17 protein-coding genes and 2 pseudogenes are annotated in these 19,593 nt (G+C 62.6%); 13 read left to right on the top strand and 6 right to left on the bottom strand.

All coding sequences use genetic code 11. The annotated features are described in order from the left end of the window. Positions 1-354: 354 nt before the first annotated feature. Positions 355-651: a hypothetical protein gene (locus G3N94_RS07025; protein WP_241021650.1), complete on the bottom strand. Its 297-nt coding sequence runs from the start codon at positions 649-651 to the stop codon at positions 355-357. Positions 652-1,044: 393 nt separating this feature from the next. Between G3N94_RS07025 and G3N94_RS42245 the strand changes: the two are divergent. The 4 genes and pseudogenes from G3N94_RS42245 to G3N94_RS07010 all read left to right on the top strand — a co-directional run. Continuing rightward, positions 1,045-1,149, top strand: a pseudogene (locus tag G3N94_RS42245) (recombinase family protein); the annotation flags it as partial. Between the two features lie 32 nt (positions 1,150-1,181). Further along, positions 1,182-1,421, top strand: coding sequence for a lipocalin-like domain-containing protein (locus G3N94_RS07020; RefSeq protein WP_205791456.1), 240 nt, complete (start codon positions 1,182-1,184; stop codon positions 1,419-1,421). A 45-nt stretch (positions 1,422-1,466) separates the two neighbouring features. Further along, positions 1,467-1,982, top strand: coding sequence for a DUF2867 domain-containing protein (locus G3N94_RS07015; RefSeq protein WP_205791555.1), 516 nt, complete (start codon positions 1,467-1,469; stop codon positions 1,980-1,982). Beyond that, a pseudogene (locus G3N94_RS07010) lies at positions 1,960-2,039 on the top strand (MerR family transcriptional regulator); the annotation flags it as partial. The gene G3N94_RS07015 and the pseudogene G3N94_RS07010, both read left to right, overlap by 23 nt. Positions 2,040-2,273: 234 nt before the next feature. Here the strand turns inward: G3N94_RS07010 and G3N94_RS07005 are convergent. Next, positions 2,274-3,047: an arylamine N-acetyltransferase gene (locus tag G3N94_RS07005; RefSeq protein ID WP_205791454.1), complete on the bottom strand. Its 774-nt coding sequence runs from the start codon at positions 3,045-3,047 to the stop codon at positions 2,274-2,276. A 253-nt stretch (positions 3,048-3,300) separates the two neighbouring features. Here G3N94_RS07005 and G3N94_RS07000 point away from each other — a divergent pair, with 253 nt between their 5' ends. Beyond that, entirely contained in the window at positions 3,301-4,740 is a 1,440-nt protein-coding gene (locus tag G3N94_RS07000; protein ID WP_346778661.1) for a PLP-dependent aminotransferase family protein, read from the top strand. Between the two features lie 365 nt (positions 4,741-5,105). Here the strand turns inward: G3N94_RS07000 and maiA are convergent, their stop codons facing one another. Continuing rightward, the gene (maiA, locus tag G3N94_RS06995) at positions 5,106-5,756 is read right to left on the bottom strand and encodes a maleylacetoacetate isomerase (protein WP_205791451.1); all 651 of its coding nucleotides are present in this window, start codon (positions 5,754-5,756) and stop codon (positions 5,106-5,108) included. Positions 5,757-5,880: 124 nt separating this feature from the next. Here maiA and G3N94_RS06990 point away from each other — a divergent pair, with 124 nt between their 5' ends. Next, the gene (locus G3N94_RS06990) at positions 5,881-7,143 is read left to right on the top strand and encodes an MFS transporter (protein WP_205791450.1); all 1,263 of its coding nucleotides are present in this window, start codon (positions 5,881-5,883) and stop codon (positions 7,141-7,143) included. A gap of 161 nt (positions 7,144-7,304) precedes the next feature. Next, on the top strand, positions 7,305-8,405 hold the full coding sequence (locus G3N94_RS06985) for a nitronate monooxygenase (RefSeq protein WP_205791449.1): 1,101 nt from the start codon (positions 7,305-7,307) through the stop codon (positions 8,403-8,405). Between the two features lie 26 nt (positions 8,406-8,431). Here G3N94_RS06985 and G3N94_RS06980 read toward each other — a convergent pair whose 3' ends face one another. Further along, on the bottom strand, positions 8,432-9,388 hold the full coding sequence (locus G3N94_RS06980; protein WP_205791448.1) for a LysR family transcriptional regulator: 957 nt from the start codon (positions 9,386-9,388) through the stop codon (positions 8,432-8,434). Between the two features lie 146 nt (positions 9,389-9,534). Here G3N94_RS06980 and gltP point away from each other — a divergent pair, with 146 nt between their 5' ends. The 6 genes from gltP (at position 9,535) to G3N94_RS06950 (ending at position 16,853) form a co-directional block, all read left to right on the top strand. After that, a complete protein-coding gene (gltP, locus tag G3N94_RS06975) occupies positions 9,535-10,860 on the top strand; it encodes a glutamate/aspartate:proton symporter GltP (RefSeq protein WP_205791447.1) in 1,326 nt (441 codons plus the stop codon). A gap of 55 nt (positions 10,861-10,915) precedes the next feature. Then, the gene (locus G3N94_RS06970) at positions 10,916-12,190 is read left to right on the top strand and encodes an aminotransferase class V-fold PLP-dependent enzyme (protein ID WP_205791446.1); all 1,275 of its coding nucleotides are present in this window, start codon (positions 10,916-10,918) and stop codon (positions 12,188-12,190) included. 258 nt (positions 12,191-12,448) lie between these two features. After that, on the top strand, positions 12,449-13,198 hold the full coding sequence (locus G3N94_RS06965; protein ID WP_205791444.1) for an electron transfer flavoprotein subunit beta/FixA family protein: 750 nt from the start codon (positions 12,449-12,451) through the stop codon (positions 13,196-13,198). Between the two features lie 14 nt (positions 13,199-13,212). Beyond that, positions 13,213-14,148 carry an electron transfer flavoprotein subunit alpha/FixB family protein gene (locus G3N94_RS06960; protein WP_205791442.1) on the top strand — a complete coding sequence of 312 codons (936 nt, stop codon included), beginning with the start codon at positions 13,213-13,215 and terminating at the stop codon, positions 14,146-14,148. Between the two features lie 30 nt (positions 14,149-14,178). Beyond that, entirely contained in the window at positions 14,179-15,018 is an 840-nt protein-coding gene (locus G3N94_RS06955) for a CoA ester lyase (protein ID WP_205791440.1), read from the top strand. Between the two features lie 164 nt (positions 15,019-15,182). Then, complete coding sequence (locus G3N94_RS06950) at positions 15,183-16,853, top strand: electron transfer flavoprotein-ubiquinone oxidoreductase (protein WP_205791438.1); 1,671 nt, start codon at positions 15,183-15,185, stop codon at positions 16,851-16,853. A gap of 53 nt (positions 16,854-16,906) precedes the next feature. Here G3N94_RS06950 and G3N94_RS06945 read toward each other — a convergent pair whose 3' ends face one another. Both G3N94_RS06945 and G3N94_RS06940 read right to left on the bottom strand, forming a co-directional pair. Beyond that, positions 16,907-18,298, bottom strand: a complete 1,392-nt coding sequence (locus G3N94_RS06945; protein ID WP_205791436.1) for an MFS transporter — start codon at positions 18,296-18,298, stop codon at positions 16,907-16,909. A gap of 105 nt (positions 18,299-18,403) precedes the next feature. Continuing rightward, on the bottom strand, positions 18,404-19,582 hold the full coding sequence (locus G3N94_RS06940; RefSeq protein WP_205791435.1) for a CaiB/BaiF CoA-transferase family protein: 1,179 nt from the start codon (positions 19,580-19,582) through the stop codon (positions 18,404-18,406). Between the last annotated feature and the right edge of the window lie 11 nt (positions 19,583-19,593).

Raw genomic sequence — 19,593 nt, 5'->3', positions numbered from 1 at the left:
ACGGTCATGAGTGCCCAGAACGGGTCCCGCTCGTCGTCTGACACTGGCCTCCTTGGTTTTGTCGAGCACCCAATCATCGGAATGCCGTTGCTGAACGAGAAGCCGTCGGACCGGCCCAGTCCTGGAATTTGCGCACCGTCTCAATGCCCTTCCGGATGAAGAGCAAGTGCAGCGTCCAAGTGACAACTTGGCAGATCACCTCCAGAACGGACGGTCGCTTCTCCTCGAGGCCACGCAAGGCAACCGGGAGTCGCAACTGCACGCCGGGAAAAGCTACGCGGGGTTGAAGGGAGTCGAGCACAACGTCGTCAACGCGACTGGCCATGAAGTGATATTTATCGAAGTAGAGATTCTTTAGGTGAAGGTGTGGCCAGATCGCAGTCCGGCCTGCTGGCCGCCAATCAGGCGTAGGAGTGCGGCTAGGCCCATGATCTCGGCTTCGCCCGGCGTGCCAACCAGCCGACGGGACGTCTTGATCGCAAATGCCAGACGCGATGCATCGACGCGCTGCTGGAATTCCGCAACCAGCGGATCGTGCAAAGCCCATGCGCGGATAGCCACTTCGCGGCCGGGCCGTTTATTCGCTGCGATATGTAGATAGCGCGTCAGCGTGTCGCCCACACTGCGACCATCGGCCGCGTAGGCGATCATGCGCGCCGATTCCCCCATACCCTACCCCGTCGAGGGTATCGAACGCCGCTGCAATCCAGTCGTGTCGCGTCAGTTTGCTCATCGGTGTCTTCCATACAGGCTGTGTATGGTACGGCATGAATTGATATGCTGAATACCCTAGCACATTGTGACTCACGCGTATGGTGCCGTGCCAATTCTCATGGAGATTGCTTTGAAAGACATCGCCATTACTGCCCTCCGGGCAGCGGGAGATCTACGAGGACCTGATAGAGTTCAGTATCCGGCAGCGCATGGAGCAAGAGACGAAATCGATAAGGTGTCAAAACCCGGCTGATTGCTTAATTTCCTAACCTGATTTTTAGACAATTCGGGCCTGTCTTTTTGCCGCTTCTCCAGCGTATCAATCGGCGCGACCTGTGCCAAGAACTCGGCATCACACGGCAGACCTTGTATCGGCACATTTCCCCAAAAGGTGAATTGCGGCCTGATGGCGTGAAGCTAATCGCCCGTGTCTGACTTGTAGGTTGGCGAAACCAAGGAGTGGTGAGATGGCTATGTCCGACATCGAAGCCCACCCGTTGTTCGGGTGGTGGAAGATTTTATCTTTTCAGGTCGAGTTCGAGGATACAGGCGAGCGCGCGGACACATACGGTGTCGAACCACTCGGCCATATAGTCATCGAACGCGATAGGATGATGTCGATACTCACATCCAGAGAGCGCCTGAATAGCGATCCGGCGGCCCTTTTCGAGACAATGATTGCTTATTCTGGTTTGTGTCGAGGATGAGGACAAACTCATCGCGCTAAACCCAAACTATGGAGAGATTGGTTGATGATCAATGCCCATAAAGCTCATGCGATACCCGTGCCATCCGACAGCATCCTAGCGCCGCTTTATAAGAGCGCGGACCTGCTGGATGCGTATGCGGTTCAGTTGCCGGCGGGGGCCAGCGACGATCTGGAAGTGTTGGCGCGCGCTGGATTCGAGCGGCAGGCGTGGTGGATTCGTGCGCTGATGCGGGTGCGGGACACAATTATGGCGACAGTCAGCGTCAAATCGTCTCGTGCGGTCGGTATTGCTGCGGCGGCGCGGGGGCCGGTGATCGGTTTCTTTCCACTGCTGTCGAAGAGTGCGGGGGAACTGGTGATGGGCGAGGACGATCGGCATCTCGACTTCCGGCTCGCGATCCAGCAGCGTGCGGGCGCGGCACGCGGCAGGGAGCTCGTCGTGGTGACCGTGGTGCATTGCCATAACTTGCTGGGGCGGACGTACCTCGCGGTAATCACACCGTTCCACCGTGTAATCGCGCGGGCTAGTCTGGAACAGGCGGCAAGCCGTGCTGTCTGAACTGGTCTGCGCCTGCCATGCACGAAAAGGGAATTTTCATACCCGCTGATCGCGTAACGACAGGGCGATACGAGTCAGGCAAGCTCGGCTACACCTTAGCGTGTTCTATTTTCCGTTTTCTGAGATGACAGAGCAGCAGACTGAAGTTTGATGACGTGACGGCCGGCGAGCGGTCGCTTGCTGGCCACAACCGATCACTCGCTACCTAACCTTGAGGGTCCGGTCGTGCCGCCCGAAGGAGACGCACGACGGACACTCGCGCCATCGATTGCGGCTACGAAAGCATCGGCTTCAATTGTGCGTGGTGGTAAGGCCAAACTCGCGGAACAGGATAGCCCCACGGTCGTCAGGCGAGATCGTGTACTGCTCCGTTTGCCCGTTCACGACAGCTTTTAGTGTGTCACCAAACAGGATTTTTCGACCGGCTTCGTTGTGCAGGACGACGAGCATTTTTTGCACAAAAACCGCGTCCGGGTGCGTCGAGTTCAGATAGTTGGCAGGAGCGAAGTCTATCCACTCCTGCGGAGAAAGATCGAACGCGTATTGATTCGCCCATTGCCCGTCGACAAGCGCCTTCAATAGATACTCGCGGTCGCTCGTCATGCTCAGCATGAACGTGTCGGCATCCTGTTTGACCTCGATGTCAATCTCATCGAGTCGCATCGGAGCCCTGATTCCGTAACTTCCGAAGCCAAGATCACACAGCCATCGTTCGCCGTTCATGTTCAGTACAAGCGCCATGTGTGTTTTGGGTCTCTTGACCGGGTAGAACATCGGTCTTGCAGCGACGAATTGGTATGAAACGCCAAGCGCCTGCAGGGCCATTGCGAATATCCCATTCACCTCATAGCAATATCCACCTCGTTTGCGATGGAGGATTTTTTCGACGATCTCCTCGGGAACAAGGGAAACTCCTCGCTTTTCCTGCACGTCCAGATTCTCGAACGGAACGGTAAAGAGCTGCCGCCTCATCATTTCGGCGACGGTGGCGATATCCGCCGCCGCAGGTTGTTCAAAGCCTATCCGGTCGAAATAGTGCTGCAACGTAAAGTTCTCTGCATCCATTATGCGATCCCACTGTTAATCAGTCGTTTTTACTGAAAGTAGTTGGCTATGCGCGGGACAACCGGACTTCCGTGCCGTTGCGACCCGCAGGTCGGACTCGGTCGGGCAACGGTATCGCAAAGGGATCTGGCCGCTCTGCTCGTAATGTCTTCGCGAAAGCATGGCCATGATGGTGGCATGCGGTCCATTGCGAGCCTATACACAACAGTAACGAATCTGTTACATAACAGATTCGAGAAAACGGATAACGAATATGGCGCGTATGAAGTCAGCGATACCGCGATACAGGCAACTCGCAAATCGGTTGTGGGACGGGATCGTACAGGCCGGTCTCAAGGATGGGAGCCGCCTGCCGTCTGTACGTACACTGGCGGCGCAGCATGGCGTGAGTCTGACAACAGCGTTGCAGGCGTTGCGTTGGCTGGAGACGCAAGGGAATATCCGGGCGCGCCCGCGTTCGGGTTACTTCGTGGTCGCACCGACGGAACGGGGGAGCCCGACCATCGCGAGATGGCCGAATGCCTCGCCGGAACTAGATGCGCAGGCGCGGGACCATCTCGCGATGGTCGGTTCGCCATGTGCCGTCCAGCTTGACCTCGCGGCCGGTGAACCGTCTCTTTATCCCGTCGACCGGTTCAGCGTCCTGCTACGGCGTTTCGCCTACCAGCAGATGCACCTTGTCGGTGCGCATGTCAGGGGAACCGGTCACCCAGATCTCCGGCGTGAGATCGTTCGTCAGGCGATGCACTATCCCTGCGAACTCGACCCGGAAGAACTGGTGGTGACCAATGGATGCGTCGAGGCGCTGAATCTGGCACTCCGGGCCGTCACGCGTCCCGGCGACGTGGTGGCCGTCGAATCGCCGACGTATTTCGGGCTGTTGCAGATGTTGCGCGCGCTGGAGTTGACGGCGCTGCCGGTACCCTGTCGGCCTGATACGGGCATGGACCTCGACGTGCTGAAAAGTGCGCTTGACCAGGCGCCTGTCAAAGCGGTTGTCACCATAGCCAACGCCAACAACCCGATTGGTAGTGTTGCATCCGACTCTGCAAAGTGTGCGCTTGTCGAACTACTCAGGGGACGGAACATCCCGCTGATCGAAGATGACGTCTTCGGGGACATCTGCTTTGGGGACACGCGACCACGCCCGGTACGGGCTTTCGATACCAATGGCAATGTCCTTCTTTGTGGGGGATTCTCGAAAAGCCTATGTCCTGGACTGAGATTGGGCTGGATTGCGGCCGGGCGTTTCGCCGAACGAGTGAAAGCGCTGAAGTACACGACCAGCATGGCCACTGCTGAGCTGCAACAGGCTGCGGTTGGGGAAATGCTCGCAAGCGGCGGCTACGCATTACACCTCAGGCGACTCAAGACGGCCGTCAAGCACCAGCAAAGGAGCCTGCGTGATGCGATGCTGCGCCACTTTCCGGACGGGACGACAGTGAGCAGCCCGGCTGGTGGATTTGTCCTCTGGGTCAAGCTACCTGCGAGATCGGATGGCGACTCCGTCAGCACGCGTCCGCTGTTCGAACGGGCACGTGCGGAGGGAATCGGTTTCGCGCCAGGGCACCTGTTTGGTCAGGACGGTGCGTATGACGATTGCTTGCGGGTGAATGCGGGCTATCGCTGGACCAACGAACTGGAGGCCGCGATTGAGCGCCTAGGTACACTGGCGAAGATCACTGCCGTCTGAGTCATGGTCGGCGGCACCTCTCGGACCGGAAGCGGACGATCACCGGTCCTCGCTATCAAACTTCGGATTGCAAAATTACTAAGGCGGATTGCTCCCTAATGCCTGCAGCAAACCGATGCCGGGATATAAAAAAAACAGCAGCTAGCGCCGTGACCATTGAATGGCGCCACGGAGACAGCCTTTCCAGCCGAGTGACACCAACGATTCCCAGGAAACAGAGCAAGCGCTGGCCTCGATGAAATGGGCATCGCCCTCATTCGGCAGCGTCCCGACACGTGTCGACGGAACAGCAAGCAACCCTGTCTCCCCACAGGGAGGAGACAGGGCCCCGCGCTGGAACTGATCTCGCGCGACGCGGGTTCACTTCAGGACGGATAGCCCGGTTGCCGGAACGGATGTGCGTCGGCGAACGCCGGGAGTTCAAAGCAGCGCTTCGTCAAAGCCGTCACGTTGGGAAACGGCGTAACGTCGAGTTTGTAGAGATCGGCGATGATGATCTGGCCGGCGATGCAGATATCGGCGATCGTCGGCGCGTCCCCTAGCGCAAAAGGCGCGGCCGGGCGTCGGGTGAGATGCCGCTCGTAGGCTGCCAATCCTTCTGTCGCCCAATGCCTGCACCATGACTCGACGGCTGGCGCATCGGCGCCGAATGCCGTCCCGAGATGCTTGCGAACGCGCGGTATGACCAGCGGATGCGAATCGGCGACCGAAACGAGCGCAAGCGACCGCGCATACGCGCGTTCCTTTGCATCTGCCGGCAGCAGTCGAGGCTCCGGATGGATGTCATCGAGATACTCCATGATCGCCAACGACTGGAAAACGCGATGTCCATCATGGACGAGGGTCGGTACCACGTGCTCCGCGTTCAATTCAGCATATTCGGTATCGAATTGACGTCCGGACAGGATGTCGACTTCGATTTCTTCGAAACGGAGTTTCTTCAGTGCAAGCTGTGCGCGCGTACGAGGTCGCTCGAGGATGGCCTCGCGGCCCATGCTGTGATCACCGACGCTCACTCAACCGGTTTCAGGAAGAATATCTTCCGTATGACGTGGATTCTATCCATTCTCGGTTCAATCTAGACTGAGTCCCAATGTGACGGCTGCCGCCCCGGCGCCTGTTCAGCGGAAGGAGGTCACCATGCAGCAAGCGATCCTGGATCGGCCGGCGCCGCCCGCATTCAACGTGGGGCGGGGCACGACCTACGCGCAGCGCAACGCGCAATACTGGCGGCGCAATCTCGCCGTCTGCGTGTTCGGTTCGTTCACGACGCTGGTCAGCCTGAGCATGCTGCTGCCATTTCTGCCGCTGTACGTGCGGCAGCTCGGCGTCGATTCGCCGTCGGCCGTGATCCAGTGGTCGGGCGTCGCGTTCGGCGCGACGTTCCTCGGCACCGCGGTGACCGCGCCGCTGTGGGGGCGCCTCGCCGATCGCTTCGGTCGCAAGCCAATGCTCGTGCGGGCCGCGATCGGGATGGCGATTGTGATGTCGCTGATCGGCGTCGCGCACAACGTCTACGAACTCGTCGCGCTGCGGCTCATGGCCGGCCTCGTAGGCGGATATGCGTCGGCGTCCACGGTGATGGTCGGCACGCAGGCGCCGCGCGAGCGCGCGGGGTGGGCGCTCGGCATCCTGTCGACCGGCGCGCTCGCCGGCAATCTCGTCGGGCCGCTGGTCGGTGGGCTGCTGCCCGGCTGGCTCGGCATTCGCGGCACGTTCTTCGCCGGCGGCGCGATGATCGCGGTCGCGGCGCTGTTGACGATCTTCGTCGTGAAGGAAGACTTCCATCCGGGCATAGACACACGGCGCGATGCAGCCGGCCCGGCGACGGACACCGTGCGCCGCACCCGTTTCGCAGTGGTCGCCGCGTTGCTCGTGACCGCGATGATGGTGCTGCTCGCGAACATGTCGATCGAACCGATCATTACCGTCTACATCGGCGACCTCGGCGTCGGCGCAGATCACCTTGCGCGCGTCGCGGGCGTGGTGATGGCTTGCTCGGCGCTCGGCAGCATGCTGACGGCGGCGCGGCTCGGCGCGCTGGCCGATCGCGTCGGCAGCTGGAACGTGATCGTCGGCTGCCTGCTGCTGACCGCGCTCGCGATGCTGCCGCAGGCGTTCGTCACGCACTGGTGGCAACTCGCGGCGTTGCGCGTGCTGATGGGGATGACGCTCGCGGGGCTGCTGCCGTCGATCGGCAAGCTCGTCAGGCAGTCGGTCGACGAGCGCGCGACCGGACAGATGCTCGGTTACCTGCAGTCCGCGCAATTCAGCGGGCAAGTGATCGGGCCCGTGATCGGCGGCCAGATCGGCGTGAGCGTGGGCCTGCATTCGGTGTTCTTCGTCACCGGCGCGCTACTGGCCGCGTGTGCGGGGCTGGTTCACTGGGCGCGCGGGCGCTAGCCGGTTCGCGGTATGCGGGATGAACGTACGATGCAAATCCGCCGACCGGCGCGTGCGGGTACGATGCAATGCGTCGCGATCCGAGCCGATCAGGCCGGCGAAACGATGCGCGCTCGCGCGCGCTGATGACGACAACCGAATTCGTAACAGGAGCAGACGACATGGACAATCCTTCCGACAACCGAACCCTGCTGCGCAAGCTCGGGATCCGCGCGCCGATCATTCAGGCGCCGATGGCGGGCGTCAGCACGCCGGCGCTCGCCGCCGCGGTGTCGAATGCGGGCGGGCTCGGCTCGCTCGGCGTCGGCGCGACGAACGCCGAAGGCGCGCGCAAGATGATCCGCGACACGCGCGCGCTCACCGACCGGCCTTTCAACATCAACGTGTTCTGCCATCAGCCGGCGACGGCCAATGCGGCGGTCGAGCGTGCATGGCTCGACTGGCTCGCGCCGGAATTCGCGAAGTATGGTGCGACGCCGCCGGCATCGCTGGCCGAGATCTACACGAGCTTCGTCGCGGACCCGGCGCTGCAGGCGATGCTCGTCGACGAAAAGCCGGCCGTGGTCAGCTTCCATTTCGGGCTGCCGTCCGCCGACGTGATCGCCGCGTTGAAGCGCGCCGGCATCACGCTGCTCGCGAGTGCGACGAACCTCGACGAAGCGCGGCAAGCGGCCGCGGCGGGCGTCGACGCGATCGTCGCGCAAGGCATCGAGGCCGGCGGGCATCGCGGTGTATTCGATTCGACCGCGACCGACGACCGCCTCGGCACGTTCGCGCTGACCCGGCTGCTGGCCAGCGAGCTCGCGCTACCCGTGATTGCGGCGGGCGGCATCATGGACGGTGCGGGGATCGCGGCCGCGCTCGCGCTCGGCGCGCAGGCCGCGCAGCTCGGCACCGCGTTTGTCGCATGCGCGGAAACGTCGATCGATGACGGCTATCGTCGCACGCTGCTCAGCGACGCGGCACGCCGCACGACGTTCACGTCGGCGATTTCGGGGCGGGTCGCGCGGAGCATCGTGAATCGCCTGACGGAACTCGGCAACGACCCGCGCGCGCCGGCGACGCCGGCCTATCCGATCGCGTACGACGCCGGCAAGGCGCTCCATGCGGCCGCGAAAGCGAAGGGCGAGTTCGGGTACGGCGCGCAGTGGGCAGGACAGGCCGCGCCGCTCGCGCGGGCACTGCCGGCCGCGGAATTGTTCGCCGAGCTGGAGCGCGAACTGCGCGACAGCGTTCGGCAGATGCAGGCGGCGTGGGGTTGATCGGCGTGGGCACGCGCCTGCAGCGGTCACGGCGCTTTGCACGTTGATCGATTGCGCGATGGCGGTTGCCCGTGCGCGCCCGGATCCAGCAGGTTCGTATTGAAATTGCACGACTGCGCGGCCAGTTGTGCGATCTCGGCATTCAGCGAATGCGCACGTTCGGCACGATGCAGCGCGACATAGCGGACAGGCGGCAGCGCGGGACGCGTCCGCACGATGTCGAGCGCCCCGCACGCGACCAGGTGCGCGACGCACGCCTTCGGCAGGTAGCTGACGCCGAGGCCCGACAGTGTCAGGCCGATCTGCGCAATCAGGCTGTTGCTCGTCAGGATCCGCTGCATGCCGACGCCGTGTTCCTGCAGGAAGCGCGTGTAAAGGTAGCCCGTGCCCGACAGGCCGCCTTGCAGGATCAGCGGAAACTGCGCGATGTCCGCGAGCGCGGTGATCGTCCTCCTTTTCGGCGCGAATCCGGCCGCGCACATCCACGCGTTGTCGACTTCACCGACTGAAGTCGTCGCGAACGATTCGGTGGCGTGGATCTGCGGTACCACGATCAGGTCGATCGTATCGGCGGCCAGGCGGTCGCGCAGTGTCGCGTTCAGTTCGACTTCCGCTTCGACACGCACCTTCGGATACGCGGCCTGGATCGCCGCGATCAGGCGCGGCAACCATGTCAGCGCGGTCAGTTCGGTTACGCCGATCCGTACTTGCCGAACCAGCGCTTCCTTCGAACTGATCCGCTCCACGATCTGGTCGCGCCGTTCGAGCAGCTCCTTCGCATGGCCAAACAATTCCTCGCCCTTGTCGGTGAGCCGCGCGCTGCGGTGCGCGCGGTCGAATACGGTGAGGTCGAACGCACGCTCGAGTTCCTGGATGCGTTTCGATATGGCCGACTGCGTCGTATTGAGCCGCGTTGCCGCTGCTTCGAACGAGCCGAGCTGCACGATCCAGTACAGCGCCTCCATCTGCTTGAACGTCAGCATCGCCTGTCGTCCCTGTCATGAATAAAAGCGATAGTTTCTCATACAAAAAAATCGCTTTTTTCGCTTATTTCGGTTGCTTATGGTGTCGATGTCGCGCCGCCTGTCGCCCAACATTCGATCGAATGAACCTCTAGTCTGGAGAGAGCATGGACACCGTCATCGAAAACCCGTCCGTCACGCACGCCGAGCGCAAGCCGCGCGTCGGCCTCGCGTGGCAGATCGTCATCGGCCTCGTCGTCGGCATCGCGACAGGGCTCGTGCTGAACCGCTTTCCGCCATTGCGCGATGCGGCCGTCTCGGGATTCCTGCAGCCGGCCGGCGACATCTTCATCAAGCTGATCCGGATGATCGTCGTGCCGATCGTGTTCACGAGCATGGTGATCGGCATCGCGGGCGTCGGCGACGGCAAGTCGCTCGGGCGCATCGGCCTGAAGACGCTCGTGTACTTCGAAGTGGTCACGACGATCGCGATCGTGCTCGGGCTCGTGATCGGCAACGTGCTGCAGCCGGGCGTCGGAACCGACCTGTCGCAGCTCGGGCACGCCGACATCTCCCGCTACCAGCAGGCGACTCAGCAGGTGCAAGCGCATCACGGGCTGATGGCGCTGGTGCTGGGCGTGATCCCTGACAACATCGTCGCGTCGATGGCGAAGGGCGACCTGCTGCCGGTGATCTTTTTCTCGCTGCTGTTCGGGCTCGGGCTGCAATCGGTGCCGGACGAATACCGCAAGCCCGTACTCGCGATACTGAAGGGCATCGCCGACGCGATGTTCAAGGTGACGAACATGGTGATGCGCTATGCACCGATCGGCGTGTGCGCACTGATCGCGGTGACGGTCGCGAGTTTCGGCTTCGGTTCGCTGCTGCCGCTGCTGAAGCTGGTGGCCGTGACTTACCTGGCGATCCTGCTGTTTGCGATCGTGGTGCTCGGCATGACCGCGCGGCTGTTCGGTTTTCGCATCGTCACGCTGCTGCGCGTGATCAAGGACGAGCTGATCATCGCATTCTCGACTTGCAGTTCGGCGACCGTGCTGCCGCAGTTGATGAAGAAGATGGAAGACTACGGCGTGCCGAAAAGCATCACGACGTTCGTGGTCCCGACCGGCTACACGTTCAACCTCGATGGCGCGTCGATCTATCTCGGGATCGGCACGCTGTTCGTCGCGCAGCTGTACGGCGTGCACCTCGGCTGGCAGGAGCAGATCCTGCTGACGCTGACGATGGTCGTCACGTCGAAGGGCGCGGCGGGTGTGCCGGGCTTCATGTTCGTGATCCTGCTCGCGACGCTGGCAAGCGCGGGGCTGCCGCTCGAAGGGCTCGCGTTCATCGCCGGCGTGGACCGCGTGATGGACATGGGGCGCACCGCGCTGAACGTGGTCGGCAACGCGCTTGCGCCGCTCGTCATCGCGAAATGGGAACGCCAGTACGACGCGGAAAAGGGCCGCGCGTATCTCGCGTCGCTGGATGCGTGACGCCAGATACACGACGCACACCGACAAACTTCCGAAGCAAACAGGAGCATTGCAGATGAGCAGCACCCGAGGCGCATTCTTTCCCGACGCGTTGATGGCGGAGATCAAGTCACGTTTCCATCACGTCGATCACGATATCGACGGGCGCGAACGCCTGTTCTTCGACAACGCAGGCGGCTCGTTCCGCCTGAAGGCGGCCGTCGAAGCGTTCGCGCGGATCGACGCGCTGCCCGATTGCCCCGAGCGCATCCATCAGCGCGCGCTCGATCTCCAGGGGATCCAGTCACGCGGCGAGGCTGATGTCCGCACGATTCTGAACGCGCAGGGCGGCACCGTCTATGCATCGCTGACGGCATCCGGCGCGATGTTCGACATGGTGCGCGCGATCATGGAGAACGTGCCAGGGACGAACGCGGTCACGACGATCCTCGAGCATCCGTCGTCGCACGATGCGATGACGTATTACGCGGAGCGAACCGGAAAGACGCTGCGTGTCGCGCCCAGCAATCCGGAGACCGGCGGCGTGGATGTCGACGCGATCGTGTCGCTCGTCGATGCCGATACCGCGCTGCTCAGCGTGATGGCTGCGTCGAATATCTCCGGCGCGAAATTCGACATCGCGGCGATCGTCGCGCGGGCACGCGAGAAGAAGCCGGACCTGTTCATCGTCGTCGACGCGGTCCAGCACGCGCCGCACGGCATCATCGACCTGCAGGAAACGCCCGTCGATTGCATCAATTTCGCACCGTACAAGTTCTTCGGCTGCCGGGGCTCGGGCATCGCGTGGCTGTCGCCGCGCGCGGCGGCGTTGCCGCATCACCGGCTTGCCGCGAAGCAGGCGGGCGTCTGGGAACTCGGCAGTCCGGCACCCGCGCAGTTTGCGGTCGTCACGGCGATCGTCGATTACGTGACGTGGATTGGCCGGTATTTCAGCGATTCCGACGATCGCCGCGCGCTGTTCGTCGAAGGCATGCACCGGATCGAACTGCACGAGCGCGCGTTGCTGGCGGCACTGCTCGACGGTCACGGCAGCCGCCGCGGGCTCAGGGCGATCGACGGCGTCGACGTCTACTGGGACCATGACGACCTCACGAAGCGGGACCTGATCGTCGGCATCGGTTTCGAGCATCTCGAACCGACGCAGGCCGTGCGCGAGTACGAGCAGCGGGGCGTGATCGTCTACGAGCGGGTTGCGTCGAGCCTGTATTCGGGCCGGATGCTGAAGTCGTTCAATCTCGACGGCGCGGTGCGGATCTCGCCGCTGCACTGTCATGGGCCTGACGACATCGAACGCTTCCTGGCGATCACCGAAGCGCTCGCAGCACGCTGACCACACGGCCCGGATGATCCGGGCCGTGTCGCATTCGGCGTCGGCATTCACGATGGTCAATGCTGGCGAGCCGCCCGCAGCCAGTTGATGCGCCCGCCATAGGGTGTTCCTATGGCGGGCAGAAGGATCGCGTATTTGCGCAACGCGTGGCGACGGGTTCAAATGCGATTTCCGCAAGCGTAATCAACCATTCCCGAAACGTTGGCGTGCCACTTGCACAGAGGCCGCGCATCGTGGAGGCGTCGAAGGAGGCAGCAGGTGCGAGTTTTGGTGGCAGTCAAGCGCGTGGTCGACTACAACGTGAAGGTCCGCGTGAAGTCGGACAACACGGGCGTCGACATTGCGAACGTGAAGATGTCGATGAACCCATTCGACGAAATCGCGGTGGAAGAAGCCGTGCGCCTGAGGGAAGTGGGCGTGGCGACCGAGGTGGTCGCGGTGTCGGTTGGTGTGACGCAGGCGCAGGAAACGCTGCGTACCGCGCTGGCGATCGGCGCGGATCGCGCGATCCTCGTCGAGTCGAATGACGGCGTCGAGCCGCTCGCGGTCGCGAAGATCCTGAAGGCGCTGGTCGACAAGGAGCAGCCACAGCTGGTGATCCTCGGCAAGCAGGCGATCGACGACGATTCGAACCAGACGGGCCAGATGCTGGCTGCGCTGGCCGGCCTGCCGCAAGCGACGTTCGCGTCGAAGGTCACCATTGCCGACGGCCGTGCCACGGTCGCGCGTGAAATCGACGGCGGCGCGGAAACGCTGTCGCTTGCGCTGCCGGCGGTCGTCACGACCGACCTGCGCCTGAACGAGCCGCGCTACGTGACGCTGCCGAACATCATGAAGGCGAAGAAGAAGCCGCTCGAGACCGTGAAGCCGGAAGACCTCGGCGTGGACGTGACGCCGCGTCTGAAGACGCTGAAGGTGGTGGAGCCGCCGAAGCGCGCGGCCGGCGTGAAGGTGCCGGACGTGAAGACGCTGGTCGAGAAGCTGAAGACCGAAGCCAAGGTGCTGTAAGGAGCGGAAAGAAAATGACGATTCTGGTTATTGCCGAACACGACAACGCGTCGATCAAGGCGGCGACGCTGAACACGGTGGCTGCTGCAGCGAAGATTGGCGGCGACATTCACGTGCTGGTCGCAGGTCACAACGCGCAGGGCGCGGCCGACGCGGCAGCAAAGATCGCAGGCGTTTCGAAGGTGCTGCTGGCTGACGCGCCGCAACTCGAAGTGGGCCTCGCGGAAAACGTCGAAGCGACCGCGCTGAACATCGCGAAGGACTATTCGCACATCCTCGCGCCGGCTACCGCCTACGGCAAGAACATCGCGCCGCGCATCGCCGCGAAGCTGGACGTTGCGCAGATTTCGGACATCACGGCGGTCGATTCGGCCGACACGTTCGAGCGCCCGATCTACGCAGGCAACGCGATCGCGACGGTGCAGTCGAGCGACGCGATCAAGGTGATCACGGTGCGTGCAACGGGCTTCGATCCGGTGGCGGCTGAAGGCGGCAGCGCAGCGGTCGAGAAGATCGAAGCGGCAGCCGATGCAGGCGTGTCGCAATTCGTGAGCCGTGAAGTGACGAAGCTGGACCGTCCGGAACTGACGTCGGCAAGCATCATCGTGTCGGGCGGTCGCGGCCTGGGCAGCGGTGAGAACTACACGAAAGTGCTGGAGCCGCTGGCGGACAAGCTGTCGGCTGCACTCGGCGCCTCGCGCGCGGCAGTCGACGCCGGCTACGTGCCGAACGACTATCAGGTCGGCCAGACCGGCAAGATCGTCGCACCGCAGCTGTACATCGCGGTCGGCATCTCGGGTGCGATCCAGCATCTGGCCGGCATGAAGGATTCGAAGGTGATCGTCGCGATCAACAAGGATCCCGAAGCACCGATCTTCAGCGTGGCCGACTACGGCCTCGTCGGCGATCTGTTCACGCTCGTGCCGGAACTCGCTACCGAACTTGGGTAACCCGCGTTGGATTCGTCGCAGGAACCACACATGATGAACCACACTGCTATTTCACCTCAGTCCTACCTATTCGTACCCGGCAGCCGGCCGGACCGTTTCGACAGCGCGCTGTCGAGTGGTGCCGACGCGGTCATCGTCGATCTCGAGGACGCGGTCGAGTCTGCCGCCAAAACCGCCGCGCGTGAGACTGTGGCTGCATGGGTTTCCCGTCGACATCAGGTTCTCGTGAGAATCAACGGGCGTGGAACGCCATGGTTCGAGGAGGACGCGAAGCTGGCCGCACTCGCCAGCGTGGCAGGTATCGTCATTCCTAAAGCCGAAGGACTCGACGACATCGTTGCCGTTGTTTCGCAGGCGAAGCGCAAGATTCCGATCTATCCGCTGATCGAGACCGCGCAAGGCATGTGGTCGGCCATGGAGATCGCGAAGGCACCTTGTGTCGAACGTCTGATGTTCGGCACGCTGGACTTCATCGCCGAGATGGGAACGGATGACGATCGCGACGCATTGAATCCCTACCGCACGCAACTGGCACTCGTTTCCCGGGTGGCCGGGATCCAGCAACCGGTCGACGGTGTGACGCCCGACATCAAGGACGACAGCCGACTTGCAGCCGACGCACGTAACGGAAAGCAGCATGGCTTCGGCGCGAAGCTTTGTATTCATCCGAGGCAGATTGCGACCGTCCACGCGTGCTACGGGCCGAGCGAACGCGATCTGGATTGGGCGAAGCGCGTGATGGACGCTGTCGCTCGTTCCGAGCAGGGCGCGTTGACCGTCGACGGGAAGATGGTCGACCGTCCGGTCGTGCTGCGCGCGCAGCGGATCCTTGCGTTTGCTGATCGAGGTCGGGTGGGCTTGAATACCTGATCATCGATTGGGTTAGCAGAGGCGGGATGGCGTGGCTACGCGAACGAACAGTTGCGAAGACAACCGATTTGACTCGCTACGAGTGCGGTGCCGAGACGGCACGCCGGTTCCCGGCTGCGACCGCGTTACTGCAGTTTTACGAATGAGAAAGAAGAAGTCAGCCTATGTCTCGAGATGATTTTGTCGCGCGCTTCGGTCCGCGCGAATCGATGGAATACGACGTCGTGATCGTCGGCGGCGGCCCTGCCGGGCTGTCCGCGGCGATCCGGCTCAAGCAGCTCGCCGCCGAGAAAGGCGCCGAGATCGGCGTGTGCGTGCTCGAGAAGGGTTCCGAGATCGGTGCGCACATCCTGTCGGGCGCGGTGATGGACCCGCGCGCGATCAACGAGCTGTTCCCCGACTGGAAGGAACAAGGCGCGCCGCTGACCGTCGAGGTCACGGAAGACCGCTTCCTGTTCCTGTCCGAGAAGAGCGCGGTGCAGACGCCGAACTGGGCGCTGCCCGCCAACTTCCAGAACCACGGCAATTACGTGATCTCGCTCGGCAACGTCACGTGCTGGCTCGGCCAGCAGGCCGAAGCGCTGGGCGTCGAGATCTTCCCGGGCTTCCCGGCTGCGGAGATCCTGTACAACGACGACGGCTCCGTGAAGGGTGTCGCGACCGGCAACATGGGTGTCGGCAAGGACGGCGAGCCGACCGAGAATTTCCAGCTCGGCATGGAGCTGCACGCGAAATACACGCTGTTCGCGGAAGGCTGCCGCGGCCACCTCGGCCGCCAGCTGATCTCGAAGTTCAAGCTGGACGCGAATGCCGACCCGCAGGCGTACGGCATCGGCATCAAGGAGCTGTGGGAAATCGACCCGGCGAAGCACAAGCCGGGCCTCGTGATCCACACGGCCGGCTGGCCGCTGAAGTCGGACACCTACGGCGGCTCGTTCCTGTACCACATGGACAACAACCAGGTCGTGGTCGGCTTCGTGGTTGGCCTCGGCTATACGAACCCGTACCTGTCACCGTTCGAGGAATTCCAGCGCTACAAGACGCACCCGTCGATCCGCGCCTTCCTCGAAGGCGGCAAGCGCGTGTCGTACGGCGCGCGCGCGATCACCGCGGGCGGGCTGCTGTCGCTACCGAAGACGGTGTTCCCGGGCGGCGCGCTGATCGGCGACGATGCAGGCTTCCTGAACGCGTCGCGGATCAAGGGCAGCCACGCGGCGATCAAGACCGGCATGCTGGCGGCCGATGCCGCATTCGATGCGGTGCAAGCCGGCCGCCAGAGCGACGAGCTCAACGCGTATCCGGATGCGTTCAAGCAGTCGTGGCTGTACAACGAGCTGTACCGCGCGCGCAACTTCAAGCAGTGGATGGCCAAGGGGCTGTACCTCGGCACGCTGATGGTCGGCCTCGAACAGAAAGTGATGGGCGGCAATGTGCCGTGGACGCTGCATCACAAGCATGCAGACCACGAGATGCTGAAACCGGCGTCGCAGTGCGCGCCGATCGAGTATCCGAAGCCGGACGGCAAACTGACGTTCGATCGCCTGTCGTCCGTGTTCATCTCGAACACGAACCACGAGGAGAACCAGCCGGCGCACCTGACGCTGAAGGATGCTAACGTGCCGGTGAACGTGAACCTGCGCACGTATGCGGGACCGGAAGGCCGGTTCTGCCCGGCGGCCGTCTACGAATTCGTGAAGAACGACGACGGCAGCGACCGCCTGGTGATCAACGCGCAGAACTGCGTGCACTGCAAGACCTGCGACATCAAGGACCCGACGCAGAACATCGTGTGGGTCACGCCGGAAGGCGGCGGGCCGAACTACCCGAACATGTAACGTGCCGGAAAGCGCCGCCCCGAGCGGCGCTTGTTTCAACTTCAACCGAGTCGTCACTGCGCCTCACGCGGGATTGTGCTTCTTTCCCGGGCGCTTGCTTCCGGCATCGCAGATGCGACGTCCTCCAGCGCATGCCGACCGGTTTCGACACGCAACACGGCGATTGCCACGCAAAGCACGGCAAGAACGCCGCTCAACATGGCAATGACGCCTGAAACCCCGTATTGCTGATAGAGCGCAAGTGCCAGGTACGGTGTGGCGATCGAAGACGCGCGACCGCACGTACCGGCTATGCCGGTGCCGCGAAGCCGGACCTCGGTCGGAAACAGCTCCGGAATGTAGCCGAACAAACCCAACGTGGTGACCGTATAGATCGCGCTGACGAGACAAAAGCCAACGACGACAATGGCTGTTGTATCGCGCAGCGACACATACAGCCAGCCAAGGGCGACGCTGAGAAGCGACGCAACGATGATGCCCTTTGCGCGCCCGAAACGGTCGGCGACCAGATAGCCGATCAGACCGCCTACCGGTGAGCCGATCGACATCAGAAATACGAAACCGAGGGACTTGACGACAGACAGCCCTTGCGTAACGAAGAACGTAGGCAGCCACGCGATAAAACCGTAGAGCCCAACGTTGACGCCGATCGCGGTGAGCGCCGCCACGAAGAGCCGCCCGCGCATCCCTCGCGCAACGAGTGCGCTGAGCGGCGCCTTCCCGACATGCAGATTGACGGTGCGCTGCACGGGCGGCAACTCTCCGACCTGCGCGCGAACTTCGCGCTCGATCGAGGCAAGCGTTGCTTCGGCTTCGTCGAGCTTGCCCACCGATTCGAGCCAACGCGGCGATTCGGGCATGCGGTGACGGAGAAACCATACGACGATCGCCCCTACGCCGGCTAATGCGAACATGTAGCGCCAACCGAGGTGAGGAATGATCCAGTACCCGGCCGCGAGCGCAGCAAAGAGGCCGCTGTTCGTGATGATCGCGAGCAGGGATACCCATTTGCCTCGCGTAGCCGGGGGAACGAATTCCGCCAGCGTGCCGGCTGCGACAACCAGTTCTGCGCCGAGGCCGATACCCATCACGAAACGCAGTGCGATCAGCCACTCGATCGTCGGTGCGAAGCAGGCGGCAATCGACGCCAGCCCGAACACGGCCAGATTGAGCTGGTACGAGTATCGCCGCCCCAAGCGGTCACCCACGTAGCCCGCGGCGAACGCACCGATCATCATCCCGATGAACGTCGACGAAACGAACATCGCGCCGTGATGCAGATCGGTGAATCCTTCCTTCACCATCGCGGCAACCGAACCGTTCGCGAGGTAGATGTCGAACGCATCGAGGAACGCGCCGCCGGCAATCAAGCCCAGGATCTTCCAGTGAAATCGTGAGATCGGCAGTCGATCGAGCCGGCCGGCGGCATTTACCGTCATTGACATGTTTGTCTCCAATTATTGAATGTGAGCTCGCGCGCCCGGTGACGGGCGCGGAGCTTCTTCTTGTGGATAGGTAGCTGATTCGTGCCAGGCGGCGCGAGAGGGGGATCAGATCGCGCCGGTTTCGTGCAGCATGTCGATCTGGCCGTCGCTATAGCCGAGTTCGCGCAGCACGGCGGTGGTGTGCTGCCCCAGTGCGGGAACCGGATCCATGCGAGGCGCGTCGGTCAGTGAGAGTCCGGGCGGGAAAAGCGCGGGAATCTCGCCGGCTGACGTGCCGACTGTGGTCCAGCGGTTTCGGGCAGCGAGCTGTTCATGTTCCCACACCGCTTGCATGTCATTCATTCTCGCGTTCGCGATGCCGGCTTCTTCCAGTCGATCGATCACCTGGGCAGAGGAAAGCGTCGAGAACGCCTGCTCGATCATCCGCGACAGGTCCTCGCGGTGTGCAACACGCCGGCTGTTCGAGCAGAACCGCTCATCTGACGTCAGCATCGGCTGGTGGATCACGACGTCGCAGAATTTCTTCCACTCGCGCTCGTTCTGCAGGCCGAGCATCACCGTCTTTCCGTCGCCGGCCTTGAACGGACCGTACGGAAAGATCGTCGCGTGAGCAGCACCGGTCTGACGTGGCGCGGATTGACCGTCAATCGCGTAGTAGAGCGGATAGTTCATCCATTCGACCATGCTTTCCAGCATCGACACGTCGATGTGCCGGCCCTTTCCGGTGCGACCGCGCTCGATCAGGGCGGCCAGGATGTTCGTATAACCGTACATGCCTGCCGCGATGTCGGCAATCGAGCAGCCGGCTTTGGCCGGTTCGCCGTCGGAACCGGTAATGCTCAGAAAGCCGGACTCGCTCTGGATCAGCAGGTCGTACGCCTTCTTGTCGCGAAACGGGCCGTCGAGCCCGTATCCGGATATGTCGCAGACAATCAATCGCGGGTATTGTTCGCGCAAGGTCTCGTAATCGAGACCCAGACGCTGCGTCGCGCCGGGCGCGAGATTCTGCACGAATACGTCGGCAGTGGAAAGCAGCTGATGAACGACCTCGATCGCGGCGGGTTGCTTCACGTCGAGCGTGATGCTCTCCTTCGAGCGGTTGGTCCACACGAAATGCGAGGCGAGTCCTGACACGCGCTCGTCGTAGTTGCGCGCGAAATCCCCGCCGCCCGGCCGCTCGACCTTGATGACGCGTGCGCCGAGATCGGCGAGCTGGCGTGTACAGAACGGCGCTGCGATCGCGTGCTCGAACGTGACGACATTGATCCCTTCAAGTGGGCGCATGATTTGCATTC

Origin of the sequence: Burkholderia sp. Ac-20353 (assembly GCF_017104785.1) — a bacterium.
Lineage (GTDB): Bacteria > Pseudomonadota > Gammaproteobacteria > Burkholderiales > Burkholderiaceae > Burkholderia.
The sequence above is the reverse complement of the archived record's forward strand: the minus strand, read 5'-3'. Positions and strand labels throughout refer to the sequence as shown.